Origin of the sequence: Parabacteroides bouchesdurhonensis (assembly GCF_900186615.1) — a bacterium.
Taxonomy (GTDB): domain Bacteria; phylum Bacteroidota; class Bacteroidia; order Bacteroidales; family Tannerellaceae; genus Parabacteroides; species Parabacteroides bouchesdurhonensis.
The window spans coordinates 2,489,494-2,502,708 of sequence record NZ_LT896588.1 but is presented as its reverse complement, the minus strand read 5'-3'; the positions used below and the strand labels follow the sequence as shown (position 1 = coordinate 2,502,708).

The following is a 13,215-nucleotide window of genomic DNA, read 5'->3' as shown; positions in this document are numbered from 1 at the left end:
TCCGGAAAACCTCTTTACCGTACCGTTCCGGCGACTTTAATACTCAGAACCAGTCGCCGGACGTGTACAATAAATTTAATTATCCTTCCGGTTATTCAACCGTATAAGCGTCTATTTGCTTAAAACCATTCAAAAAATCGACAACATTCATTCGTTTCTTCCCTGCCAGTTGAATTGACAGCAAACGGACAAAGCCATCCTGTACAGCAATCTCTATAAAAGATTTTTTATCTGTAGAAATAGAACCTACAGGCAAGTCATGAGCAACAAGATGTTTCTCCGTTTGGTATATTTTCAAGACAGACCTGTTTCCATCTTCTGACACAAAATCCGTCCATGCAGCAGGATAAGGAGATAAGCCACGAATAAAATCATATATCTTTTTTACCGGCTGATTCCAATTTATACGACAAGTTTCTTTAAAGATTTTAGGTGCAGGACGCAGTTCGGATAGGTCTTTATAAAACTCATCCTGAGAAATAGCATCCGTTTTACCCTCAAGTAACAAATCTACCGTTTCCGTTACCAATCCGGCTCCAATCCGCATCAATGAATCATGAACTTTTCCTACATCATCCATATCACTGATGGGCAAACGCTTCTGAAGGATAATTTTACCGGTATCAATTTCATGGGTCAAAAAGAATGTAGTAACTCCCGTTTCCGTATCTCCATTTATCACAGCCCAGTTTATAGGAGCCGCACCACGATATTGCGGAAGTAATGAAGCATGTAAATTAAATGTACCCAAACGAGGCATATTCCAAACCACCTCCGGCAACATTCTAAAGGCAACAACAATCTGCAAATCGGCATTTAGCGTTTTTAACTCAGCCAAAAAGGTTTCGTCTTTCAATTTCTCAGGTTGTAAAACCGGTATTTCTTGCGACAAAGCATACTGTTTAACCGGACTAGGCTGCAGCACACTACCATGACGACCTATTGGTTTATCTGGCATAGTGATTACTCCGACAACATTATATCCTCCTTCTACCAAAGCACGTAGACTTTCCACAGCAAAATCCGGCGTGCCCATATATACAATACGTAAGTCTTCTTTTTTCATTATTTAATCTCCTGAAAAGTTATCAACCAATACTTCGCGATAGGCATTAAATATTTTCGATTTAGACATAAATCCTATATAATGGCCATCCTGATCCACTACCGGCAAATTCCATGCTTTCGTATCATCAAATGTTCGCATAATCTGTTCCATTGGCATATCTAGCCGGATTTTCGCCGGAGCGGACACCATGAATTTAGAAACATGAAAACGATTATAAAGTTCAGGGCGAAACATTATATTACGAATATTATCCAACAATACAACACCTAGCAGAACGCCTCGCTCATCAACTACAGGGAATGTATTCCGGGCACTACGGGCAATTACTTTTACCATATCACCTAATGACATTTCCGGTGATACTGTAAGAAAGTCCTTTTCTATCACATTATTAATATTAAGCAAAGTAAGCACCGCTTTATCTTTGTGATGCGTAAGCAACTCTCCTTTCTGAGCTAAACGCATAGAATAAATACTATGAGGCTCAAACATCAAAATCGTAATATACGAACTAATAGATACAATCATCAAAGGAAGGAATAAATCATACCCGCCCGTTAATTCGGCTATAAGAAAAACCCCCGTTAACGGAGCATGCATTACTCCCGACATAATGCCGGCCATGCCCAATAATGCAAAATTCTTTTCCGAAATATACATGGTAAAAGGGAAGTAATTAGAAATGTGAGCAAAAATAAATCCTGCAATACATCCTAAATATAAACTGGGAGCAAATATACCACCACAGCCACCTCCTGCATTCGTAGCACTGGAAGCAAAAACTTTGGTCAATAATATAAGAAACAAAAATACAATCACTCCCCAGTATGTACCATTCAAATCATAGAATAAACTTTTATCCATAATATGAGAGAACTGCCCATTCAACAAGGACGCTATTGTATCATAACCTTCACCATAAAGAGGAGGAAAAATAAAAATCAGGATGCTTAGCATCACTCCTCCCAACAGAAACTTCCTCCAATAACTACCCAGCTTACGGTACATGCCTTCTACCCGATTCATCACACGGGTAAAATACAAAGAAACCAAACCACAGAAAACGCCCAACAACAGGACATAAGGAATACGTTCAATAACAAAATCTTCCGTTTGGGAGAATTTGAACATAGCTTCTGTCCCTGTAAAGATATAAGAAACCGTAGCCGCCGTCACAGATGATATAAGAAGCGGTAAAACGGATGTCATTGTAAGGTCGAGCAACAATACTTCAATCACAAATACCAAACCGGCAATGGGGGCTTTAAAGATACCAGCAATAGCTCCGGCCGCACCGCAACCAACAAGCAGCATCAACGTTTTCTGCTCCATCCGAAAGATACGTCCCAAGTTAGAACCGATAGCTGCACCAGTCAATACTATAGGAGCTTCCGCTCCTACTGACCCGCCAAAACCAATCGTTACAGAGCTAGCAACAATAGAAGACCATGTATTATGAGGTTTAATGCGGCTTTTCCGCTGGGAAATCGCATATAAGATTTTCGTTACTCCATGACTGATATCATCTCTAACTACGTATTTCACAAACAAGCCTGCCAGCAAAATTCCAATAACAGGATAAAGTAATAACAAATAGTTAACCCCTTCAACCGCGAAGTTTCCCGTCAGCAAATGTTGTATCAAATGAATCAACTGTTTTAATATAATTGCCGAAGCAGCGGTACATATGCCCACTAAAAAGCTAATAATTAAAATAAAATGCTTTTCCTTAATGTTTCTTTCCCGCCACAGCAAGAATTTATAGAATAATCCTTCTTTTGCCATTTTAAATACCTTTTCCTGTAATAACTGTTTTTATCGTATATATCAGAATGGTTATATCCAAAGCCAGTGACATATTTTCATAATATAAAATGTCATATTCCAAACGTTTTATCATTTCATCTACACTACCGGCATATCCATACTTTACCATGCCCCATGATGTAATTCCCGGACGAACGTTATGTAACAAATAATAAAACGGAGCTTTTTTTACAATCTGGTCAATAAAGTATTTACGTTCGGGACGAGGTCCCACAATAGACATATCGCCTTTCAATACATTCCAGAACTGAGGAAGTTCATCTAATCTATACTTTCTCATGAAACGTCCAAAATGTGTTATGCGTTGATCATTCTCCGAAGACAGCAATGGTCCCTTTTCTTCTGAACCTACATACATTGTCCGAAATTTGTACATCATAAAAGGCTGTCCCATATAACCGATACGTTCCTGTTTATAAAAAACAGGACCCGGAGAATCTTTCTTCACTTTCCATGCGATGTATAAGTAAAACGGTGATAAAATAATCAATACAAATGCAGACAAAAACTTATCCATAAAAAGCTTTATATTTTTCTCTACTTCTGAAAGATTATTATCCGTTACATTTACCAAAGGAACTCCATATATGGTTTTAATCTTTACCCGTGATAACATATTCGATTTATCAGCAAGTATTTTTATTCGGCATTTATAGTGATATAAAGAATATAATATATTCAGCAATCGCTGGTTATTCGGATCTTCCAAGGTTACGACCAGTTCGTCTACAGATATTTTTTCCATCAGAGACGGTAAATCATCCAGTTCTCCCAGCATTTGCTCAGAATCTACTTTTACAGGTATATCTTTACCTTCCGAAACAAATCCGAGAATATTATATCCTAATTTATAAAGGTCTTTCGCAATACGTAAAGCCTTGTCCCCCGCTCCTATCATCAAGATATTCAAAGCCCACTCCCGCTGTTTTATTCTTCGTAAGCCATCTTGCGTTATCAGCAATCGGGGAATATAAGTCAAGAAAAATTGTAATCCGAATAAAGAGAAAAATAATTTGTAATAAATATGAAACGAGCGCGGTAAATCATTCAACACAAATACAAAAAAAGCAAATGTAACACCTATAAGAATAGTTACAAACGTTGTAAAAAGTTCTCCTATACGCGACTTTCCAAATGGTTTATTATAGTATCCTGAGAAATAATACAAAGTAAGCCAGAAAAAAGGAATTAGAATCTGCCCTTCTAATACAGGTTTAAACAATAAATAATCAGGCAATGCACTAAACCCTCCATAAACAGCTACTTCTCTATAACGGAGCAGATTAAACAACAACCACGCAACAGTTGCTGTTAGGAAATCTGAAATAATGTATTTTTGTGCTTGCCAACTTTTCTTCATTCTTATCTGATTACCTGAAACAGTCCGCCAAGTCCTAGTTTAATGATATTGGAAGGTTGAGCTTTACTCATATCATCCTGACGGCACTTTACAATATAGTCAACTCCATTTTTAATGACATCAGACACTTCACTAAAGTTTGCAGGAGATTTTTCACCACTTACATTTGCTGAAGTGGAAACCAACGGTTTACGAAAACGCTCGCATAATTTCCGTGAAAATTCTTCATTTGTAATACGGATACCTACACTACCATCTTCTGCTAATAAGTTTAATGCCAAGTTTTTTGCTTTTGGATAAATAATGGTAAGAGGCTTATCTGCAACTTCGATAAGATTCCAAGCTACACTGGGAACTTCCGATACATACATCTCCAGTTTGGCGGAGCTATCTGTCAGTACCAGCATAGCCTTATTGTCTGTACGTTGTTTCAATTCATAGATTCGTTGCACAGCTTTCTCATTTGTTGCATCACAACCTATACCCCAAATAGTATCTGTAGGGTAAAGAATTAATCCTCCCGCCTGCAACACATCACAAGCCTTTTTTATATCCTCATCCATTGTTTATATATTGTTTGGACAAAAGTACAAAGGTTTCTTGGACTTCAAAAAAATAATAAGAAAAAAACTATTTTCATTAAGGATTGCTATTATACAACATTTAATTTCTACCTTTACAGGTTGAAATATATTGCGCAAATAGTCTCATGACAATCGCAATACCTGCTAGAAAAAAGAAAAAATAATATATAATGATTAACAGATGGAATTTTCAAACCCCAACAGAAGAAGAATTACATAAAAGAGACAAACTAGCCACCGAACTGGGCATCAGTCCGGTTATTTGTCTTTTACTTGTTCAACGAGGGATTACTTCTGTCGAAGAAGTAAAAAAATTCTTTAAGCCCAGCTTGAATGACCTCCATGATCCATTCCTTATGCCGGATATGGATAAAGCCGTTAAAAGGCTGAATAAAGCGTTGGGTAATAAAGAAAAGATTTTGGTATACGGAGATTATGATGTAGACGGAACTACTGCTGTATCTTTAGTATACAAGTATTTACGTCCTTACTCATCTTCTTTAGATTTCTATATTCCAGATCGATATGACGAAGGATATGGTATTTCATATAAAGGAATAGATTATGCCGCAGAAAATGGTGTCTCTTTAGTTATTTCTCTGGATTGTGGAATAAAGGCTATTGAAAAAATAGAATATGCAAAGCAAAAAGGTATAGATTTCATTATCTGCGACCATCATATGCCAGATGATATTTTACCTGATGCAGTAGCCGTTCTAGACGCTAAACGCAATGATTCTATTTATCCTTATGAGCATCTGTCTGGCTGTGGCGTAGGTTTTAAGTTCATGCAAGCTTTTGCTAAAAGCAATAATTTCCCTTTTTCCGATTTAGAGAAGTTATTAGAATTAACAGCCGTCAGCATTGCTTCAGACATAGTTCCTATTACCGGAGAAAATCGGATACTTGCCTACTATGGTTTAAAACAGCTAAATAGCAATCCCAGCTTAGGCTTAAAAGGTATTATTGATATTTGCGGATTAACAGGAAAAGATATAACAATCAGTGACATCGTATTCAAAATAGGTCCTCGTATCAATGCTTCTGGACGTATGATGAACGGAAAAGAGGCTGTAGAACTCCTACTTGCTAAAGACAGTGAGTCTGCTCGCGAGAAAAGTGAAAACATCAATCAATACAACGAGGAACGCCGTGAATTAGATAAAAAAATAACGGATGAAGCCAATGCCATTATTGATGAATTTCAAAATATGGAAGACCGTAAAGCCATTGTTGTATATAATGCGGGATGGCATAAAGGAGTCATTGGCATTGTTGCTTCACGTCTAACTGAAAAATATTATCGTCCGGCAGTTGTATTAACCAAGTCATCCGAATTAATCACAGGTTCAGCCCGGTCTGTTACCGGATTTGACATATACAAAGCAATAGAAAACTGCCGTAATCTATTGGAAAATTTTGGTGGACACACATATGCAGCCGGATTATCTTTAAGAGAAGAAAATTTAGAGGCCTTTACCGAGCGTTTTCTACAACTTGCCGCTGACGAGATTATTCCGGAACAAATGACCCCTCAAATAGATATAGATGCCATCTTGGACTTGAAAGACATAAACAATAAGTTTATGAACGATTTAAAGAAAATGAGTCCTTTTGGTCCGGATAACCAAAAGCCTGTATTTTGTTCTTTAGGCGTTAAAGATTATGGGACCAGTAAGCTAGTAGGTAAAGAATTAGAACATATAAAGCTGGAGCTTATAGACAGCAACTCAAATTCACCTATACATGGCATTGCATTTGGAATGCATCAACATAGCGAACATATCAAAGGCATGAAACCTTTCGACATCTGTTATACTGTAGAGGAAAACACCTACAACGGGAATACCTCTCTACAATTGATGATCAAAGATATTAAGCCGTATAACACATGAAGAGTTCCGGTGAATATCTATCATGAGATACTGGAAAAGTATTGGGGATTCCATGCTTTTCGTCCTTTACAAGAAGACATTATCCTCTCTGTTTGTGCAGGGAAAGATACTCTAGGGCTAATGCCAACAGGAGGAGGTAAATCTCTGACTTTCCAAGTTCCTGCACTGGCAATGGAGGGAATATGTATTGTTGTAACTCCCCTGATAGCCTTGATGAAAGATCAGGTAGACAATCTGCGTCATGTCGGTATCAAAGCTACTGCCGTATATTCAGGCATGAGTAGGCAAGAGATTATTACCCAATTAGAAAACTGTATTTTTGGAGATTACAAATTCTTGTATGTTTCTCCTGAGCGACTTGGAACAGAAATATTCCGTGTCAAGTTGCAAGCGATGAAGGTATGTCTATTAGTCATTGATGAAAGCCATTGTATTTCCCAGTGGGGATACGATTTTCGTCCTTCATATTTAAATATAGCCAACATTCGTACCGAACTTCCAGCTGATGTTCCGGTTCTGGCTCTTACCGCAACTGCTACTCCGGATGTAATCAATGACATACAAGATCGATTACATTTCAAGGAAAGGAACGTTTTCAAAAAAAGCTTTTCCCGAGCCAATTTATCATATATCGTAAGGAAGACAGAAGACAAACTCAATACTCTTATTTATATACTAGGAAAAATACAGGGAAGTGCTATAGTTTATGTACGAAACAGAAAGCGAACTAAAGAAATAGCCACCTTATTGAAACAAGCCAACATTTCTGCCGATTTTTACCATGCAGGATTAAACCGGGAAGAAAAAACAATTCGTCAAAACCGCTGGAAAAACAATGAATGCCGGGTTATCGTATCCACCAACGCTTTTGGCATGGGTATAGACAAACCGGATGTACGTTTAGTAGTACATATGGATATGCCGGGATCATTAGAAGAGTATTATCAAGAAGCGGGACGCGCCGGTCGAGACGAACTAAAAGCTTATGCCGTTGCATTATGTTCCGGAACGGATAACGCCAAACTCAAAAAAAGATTATCGGATGAATTTCCTGACAAGGAATTTATTTACCGCGTATATGAAGCATTAGGGAACTATTACCAAATTGCCGTAGGATATGGTTTGGATACCGTACACGATTTCTCACTATCTGATTTTTGTTCTGCATTCAAGTTTCCACTTATTCAAACACATCATGCGTTGAAGATACTGGAACTATCCGGCTATATAGAATATACAGAAGAAATAGATAATGCTTCACGCCTGATGTTCACAGCAACAAGAGATGAACTATATAAATATTTACACCAAGATAAAAAAACAGATGACGTAATACAAACTATCCTGCGATCCTACACCGGTTTATTTGCAGATTACGCCTATATAGACGAAGCTATTATTGCTACACGAACCGGAGTGAGCCAACAAGAAATTTATGATATACTGATTGGTTTGTCTAAATATCGGATAGTAAACTATATACCGCACAAAAAAACTCCGCTTATCATATACACAAAGACACGTGAAGAGCAAAAATATCTATCTATTCCCCGTCAGGCATACGATGAACGTAAAGAACGGTTTGAAAACCGTATAAACAAAGTCCTTGAATATATCAATGAAGATTCAGTCTGTCGAAGTCGTTTACTATTAACCTATTTCGGAGAAAAAAAATCTAAGGATTGCGGAAGTTGCGACATATGTCTGGCTAAAAATGATTCGGGATTAAGTAACAAGATGTTTAATGATATACGAGAAGCATTACAAAACACATTGCCTGAACAGCCTATACATATCCAAGAAATAACCAAACAGCTTCCTTTTCCTATTGAAAAAAGCATTATTGCTATTCGTTATTTAGCCGAACATGACGAACATTTCTTTTTAGAAGATGGATATATTCGTTATATACGACCGGTAGAATAAATTGAAAATTGTACATTTGTCGGTCAAAATGACAATATTAGAATAAATACGAGAAATCATATGGCACGCTCTACTAAGTTATTAATAATTTGCGGCTTTATTTCACTACTATCTTCCATATCCGTTTATGCCGAAGACTGGAGAGATCAAATGGAAAAAGTAATATATTCTCCACGTTATTTTGGTCCGAACGGCTTTCCCATGCCCGAATTACAAAGTGGCAGCGTCGGGAAACGCTGGGAAGTTGAGTTACGAGGTGAATACGATTATTATAAGGGGGACAAAACAAAAGACTTATATGCCCGTCTGTTTATTCCTATAGCAAAAGGACGTGCAGGTATAGAGATAAGCGGTGTTATTATTGAAGATTACACAATGAGCCCGGAAACGCGTGACGAACGTTTTGCCGTAGAACTGACCCCTCCTATTAAATGTTTCGGAGACTTGATTGCCACTACCTACGTACAAGTAGTCCGAAGTGAAAAATGGGCAGACGTTATGGTAAGTTTAAATCTGAAAACGGCCAGTGGAGGTCGCTTGTGTGATGCCCGCTTCACAGACGCAGCAACATATTGGTTTGATGCCACAGCAGGAAGAACATTATTAAAATCAGCAGACGAAAAGATGTCTTTACGTGTTCAAGCCATGATAGGTTTTTATTGCTGGATGACAAACAATATGGTCCACCGCCAGAATGATGCCGTATCATACGGAGGCGGATTAACCGGCATTTACCGCAATTTCACCCTCACAGCTGATCTTTCCGGCATAAAAGGATATAAAAATAATGGTGACCGCCCGATGGCAATCCGGACAAAACTCAATTATGAGATAAAAAAGAATATCATATCTTTCCGGTACAGACATGGAATGAAAGACGATTTATATGACAGGTATTCATTAGGATATATACGCTGTTTCTAATTGAGCAGAAAAACAGATTTGCATTCCCATCGTCAAAAAGACTAAGGCCCGTTAAGGCCTTAATATACTAATAACACAACGAAGCAGCACCAATAATTCCAGGGTCTTCCATCGTTGAATAACGTATTTGCAACTTTTTAATAGAATTCGGATAATCGAAATCTTTCAAGTTCTCACGCATACTTTCTTCAAACAATTCATGAGTTGCCGCCACCGAACCGCCGAATATAATCATTTCGGGGTCAACTGTCAAAACTACAATCTTAATTGCCGCGGCAACATGAATACCTAACTGACGATATGCTTCCAAAGCTTCTTCATCTCCTTTCACAGCACGAGTATACATGTCTTTTCCATTCACGCCCCATACATTCATAAAATAAGAACCGCTACAATAATACTCCAGTATTTTATCTTTATAAGGTAACATTCCAAACTCTCCGGAACCACAATTTGCATCAGCTAACAATCGGCCTTGTTGGATAATTCCACCTCCCAAACCAGTTCCCAGCGTAAGCCCCACGAAATTCTCAACATCCTGTCCATCGCCAAAAATACGTTCACCTAAAGCAAAACAGTTCGCATCATTATCAATATGAACGGGCACAGAGAATTCTTTTTCCAATATTTCTTTCAAATGAACTTTTTCCCAATGAGGAATATTAACTACATTGTAAACAATGCCTGACTTACGATCTACAACACTAGGAACGCCAATACCTATAGCTTTTACCCCATCATCCCATACTGAACGGATTACATTGATTAAAGCACTCAGGGTTTCTTCGCAGCTTTTCGCTTGTTTCGGTGTAGGAATTGTGTTTTTTGCAACCAGTATGCCATCCATAATACGACCTGCACGCATATTTGTGCCGCCCAGATCTACGCCAATATTAGAATTTCCTTTTCCCATGATATTAAATTTTACTTGAGCTAACAAATATATTCATTTCTTCCGTAAAAATATACCGGGCCTTCTTTTTATTGAAAGTCCGGTATATTTTACATATTTATCTCAAAAAAGATATTAAGCAAAAAATAAAATCAGCAATTGAGCAGTTAATACGCGTAAAAACATAGTCAACGGATAAACTGTCGCATATCCTACAGAAGGAGCATCATTTCCTGCTGTCGTATTAGCGTATGCTAATGCAGGAGGATCAGTTGTACTTCCTGCAATTAATCCCATCAATGTAAAATAATTTATTTTATAGAAATAACGTCCGATACATCCGATTATCAGCAAAGGAACAGTTGTAATAATAAATCCGTACCCAATCCAGGCCAAGCCTCCATTATTCACAATAGTATCTACAAAACCATCACCCGCACTTAAACCAACACACGCAAGAAACAGAGTTATACCAATTTCACGTAACATGAAGTTTGCACTCTGCGTTGTGTAAGTAATGAGTTTATAATGATAACCAAAACGACTTATTAAAATGGCGACAACCAACGGCCCTCCAGCCAATCCTAATTTTACAGGTTGAGGAATACCCGGAAACGTAATAGGTATGCTACCTAATATAATACCTAGCGCAATACCAAAGAAAATAGTAATCAGATTCGGTTCATTCAAGCGCTTCATAGAATTACCTAAGATCTTTTCTACATTAGAAATCGCAGTTTCTGTGCCGACAACATTTACACGGTCTCCTACTTGCAACGTAAGTCCCGGCATTGCAACTAAGTCCATCCCTGCTCGATTGATACGAGTAATGTTGATACCATATAATTTACGTAATTGAAGCTGCCCCAAATGTTTACCATTAAGTTCGGGTTTCGTAATCAAGATACGGCGATTGATAAATTGGCTTTCCATTCGTATCCACTGTTTACGTTCCATATCTATCTCTTCACCTACAAACGTTTTGATTGTTTCTGCATCTTGCTCTGTAGTAATAACAAAAATCTTATCATCTTCCTGAAGTATTGTTGCTGCGGAAGCGATTTCTATTTTTTTATTATCATTACGCCATACGCGGGAAATAACAAAATCTCTATGCTCTAACAGATTGGATAACTCACCTACACTTTTTCCAAAGATTGCAGGATTCTTCACAACCAAAGAAATTGGCTTAGCTTCATTAATATGTTTATCATCTTCGTTATTCAGCATCTCGGTTTCCTTCTCAAAGCTTACACGAAATATATAACGAATAAATATAGTAGACAAAATAATACCAATTACACCTAACGGATAAGCAACAGCATATCCCAAAGCAATTGTTTTATCGCCAACTCCATACATGTCCGAATAAGCTTGCTGAGCAGCCCCCAATCCCGGAGTATTTGTTACAGCGCCAGAAAGAATACCTACCATCGTAGGCATAGATATACCTGTAATATAATGAATAATTATCGCAATAACAACTCCCAAAAAGACAATACCACAAGCTAACATATTCAATGTGATTCCTCCTTTTTTGAAAGAAGAGAAAAATCCTGGTCCTACCTGCATACCCACAGAGTACACAAATAAAATCAATCCGAATTCTTTAAAGAAATGTATTACATTATGATTTATTGTAAAACCAAAATGTCCTAATATAATACCGACAAATAATACAAGTGTAATACCTAACGATACACCGAATACTTTAATTTTACCCAATTGGATACCTATAGCAATGACAATAGATAACAATAAAATAGAATGCCCTATACCTTCTCCCCATAATAAATCATTGATCCAATCCATATCTATATATTTACTAGTCTTATTACCTATTAATAAAGGTGCAAAGGTAGACAATTGCTTTGTGTTTTACAACATAAACATTATCTTTACCCGACAAAATAAAATAAATGAAAAAGAGATATAGTATTTTTTTAGGTTTACTGATATGTTTAGTCTCTTTCCAAATACAAGCGCAGGAAAGGACTGTAATTTTTAATACTAGTGAAGGGACAATGAAGGCTATTTTATATGATGATGTACCAAATCATGTACGTACATTTATAGAAAGAGCAAAACATGGTGATTATAACGGTACATTGTTTACGCGGGTTATTAAAGACTTCATGATCCAGGGTGGATCTCCGGACTCAAAAAATGCACCGGCTGGAGCGCGTTGTGGTTTTGGTGATCCTTCCGCCGAAATATTACCGGAACTAAACTCCAAATATTTCCATAAAAAAGGAGCTTTAGCCGCTCCCAGGCAGAATGATGACATCAATCCTCAAAAGAAATCCGATATGTCTCAGTTTTTCATTGTTCAAGGCAAAGTTTATCGAAACGGAGAATTAGACACTTTGGAAAGAATAAAGAATCAAAATATCCGCAAAAAGGCTTTGAAAGAATATTATCAACCTGTTCGCTTAAATCTTCAAATGCTTAAGCATGATAATCCTCGTGAATATAATAAACAGATAGCAGCCATCAATGCAAAAATAGATTCAGTTATTCAGGCAACTCCCGGACACTTGATATTCACAGATGAACAACGTAAAGCATACACAACGATCGGAGGATGCCATCACTTAGACGGAATATATACTATTTATGGTGAAATAACAGAGGGATTAGATATTATAGATCAAATTGCCTCCCAACCCAAAGACCAATACGACCGGCCTAAAAAAGATATACGAATTATTAGTATAAGAATTGAATAATATAAACGC

Annotated in this window: 10 protein-coding genes; 4 read left to right on the top strand and 6 right to left on the bottom strand. The window is 37.4% G+C overall.

The window, feature by feature from the left end:
* Window positions 1-91: 91 nt before the first annotated feature.
* From fmt to C1721_RS10770, 4 genes are read right to left on the bottom strand one after another with little or no spacing between them, the layout of a single operon-like run.
* Window positions 92-1,066, bottom strand: coding sequence for a methionyl-tRNA formyltransferase (gene fmt, locus C1721_RS10785; protein WP_102408351.1), 975 nt, complete (start codon window positions 1,064-1,066; stop codon window positions 92-94).
* Between the two features lie 3 nt (window positions 1,067-1,069).
* Entirely contained in the window at window positions 1,070-2,854 is a 1,785-nt protein-coding gene (locus C1721_RS10780; RefSeq protein ID WP_102408350.1) for a chloride channel protein, read from the bottom strand.
* A gap of 1 nt (window position 2,855) precedes the next feature.
* Window positions 2,856-4,256: a sugar transferase gene (locus C1721_RS10775; RefSeq protein WP_102408349.1), complete on the bottom strand. Its 1,401-nt coding sequence runs from the start codon at window positions 4,254-4,256 to the stop codon at window positions 2,856-2,858.
* 2 nt (window positions 4,257-4,258) lie between these two features.
* Window positions 4,259-4,819, bottom strand: coding sequence for an L-threonylcarbamoyladenylate synthase (locus C1721_RS10770; protein ID WP_102408348.1), 561 nt, complete (start codon window positions 4,817-4,819; stop codon window positions 4,259-4,261).
* Window positions 4,820-5,010: 191 nt separating this feature from the next.
* On the opposite strand from C1721_RS10770, the gene recJ reads away from it, so the two are divergent.
* Genes recJ through C1721_RS10755 form a run of 3 tightly spaced genes read left to right on the top strand, consistent with a single transcriptional unit; the run spans window position 5,011 to window position 9,585 of the window.
* Window positions 5,011-6,735: a single-stranded-DNA-specific exonuclease RecJ gene (recJ, locus tag C1721_RS10765; protein ID WP_102408347.1), complete on the top strand. Its 1,725-nt coding sequence runs from the start codon at window positions 5,011-5,013 to the stop codon at window positions 6,733-6,735.
* Between the two features lie 9 nt (window positions 6,736-6,744).
* Window positions 6,745-8,661, top strand: a complete 1,917-nt coding sequence (locus tag C1721_RS10760; RefSeq protein ID WP_102408346.1) for a RecQ family ATP-dependent DNA helicase — start codon at window positions 6,745-6,747, stop codon at window positions 8,659-8,661.
* A 60-nt stretch (window positions 8,662-8,721) separates the two neighbouring features.
* Complete coding sequence (locus tag C1721_RS10755; RefSeq protein WP_102408345.1) at window positions 8,722-9,585, top strand: hypothetical protein; 864 nt, start codon at window positions 8,722-8,724, stop codon at window positions 9,583-9,585.
* 67 nt (window positions 9,586-9,652) lie between these two features.
* Here C1721_RS10755 and C1721_RS10750 read toward each other — a convergent pair whose 3' ends face one another.
* Both C1721_RS10750 and C1721_RS10745 read right to left on the bottom strand, forming a co-directional pair.
* Window positions 9,653-10,498 (bottom strand): ROK family protein, encoded by an 846-nt coding sequence (locus C1721_RS10750; RefSeq protein ID WP_102408344.1) that lies wholly within the window; start codon window positions 10,496-10,498, stop codon window positions 9,653-9,655.
* A gap of 114 nt (window positions 10,499-10,612) precedes the next feature.
* Window positions 10,613-12,289 carry a putative transporter gene (locus C1721_RS10745; protein WP_102408343.1) on the bottom strand — a complete coding sequence of 559 codons (1,677 nt, stop codon included), beginning with the start codon at window positions 12,287-12,289 and terminating at the stop codon, window positions 10,613-10,615.
* A gap of 107 nt (window positions 12,290-12,396) precedes the next feature.
* Between C1721_RS10745 and C1721_RS10740 the strand changes: the two genes are divergently transcribed.
* Window positions 12,397-13,206: a peptidylprolyl isomerase gene (locus C1721_RS10740; protein ID WP_102408342.1), complete on the top strand. Its 810-nt coding sequence runs from the start codon at window positions 12,397-12,399 to the stop codon at window positions 13,204-13,206.
* Window positions 13,207-13,215 lie beyond the last annotated feature (9 nt).

What these genes read in the sequence shown, in the direction of transcription:
- C1721_RS10780 (WP_102408350.1), bottom strand. Translation starts at nt 2,854, where the DNA reads ATGGCAAAAGAAGGATTATTCTATAAATTCTTGCTGTGGCGGGAAAGA.
- C1721_RS10740 (WP_102408342.1), top strand. Translation starts at nt 12,397, where the DNA reads ATGAAAAAGAGATATAGTATTTTTTTAGGTTTACTGATATGTTTAGTC.
- C1721_RS10750 (WP_102408344.1), bottom strand. Translation starts at nt 10,498, where the DNA reads ATGGGAAAAGGAAATTCTAATATTGGCGTAGATCTGGGCGGCACAAAT.
- C1721_RS10770 (WP_102408348.1), bottom strand. Translation starts at nt 4,819, where the DNA reads ATGGATGAGGATATAAAAAAGGCTTGTGATGTGTTGCAGGCGGGAGGA.
- recJ (WP_102408347.1), top strand. Translation starts at nt 5,011, where the DNA reads ATGATTAACAGATGGAATTTTCAAACCCCAACAGAAGAAGAATTACAT.
- fmt (WP_102408351.1), bottom strand. Translation starts at nt 1,066, where the DNA reads ATGAAAAAAGAAGACTTACGTATTGTATATATGGGCACGCCGGATTTT.
- C1721_RS10775 (WP_102408349.1), bottom strand. Translation starts at nt 4,256, where the DNA reads ATGAAGAAAAGTTGGCAAGCACAAAAATACATTATTTCAGATTTCCTA.
- C1721_RS10745 (WP_102408343.1), bottom strand. Translation starts at nt 12,289, where the DNA reads ATGGATTGGATCAATGATTTATTATGGGGAGAAGGTATAGGGCATTCT.
- C1721_RS10755 (WP_102408345.1), top strand. Translation starts at nt 8,722, where the DNA reads ATGGCACGCTCTACTAAGTTATTAATAATTTGCGGCTTTATTTCACTA.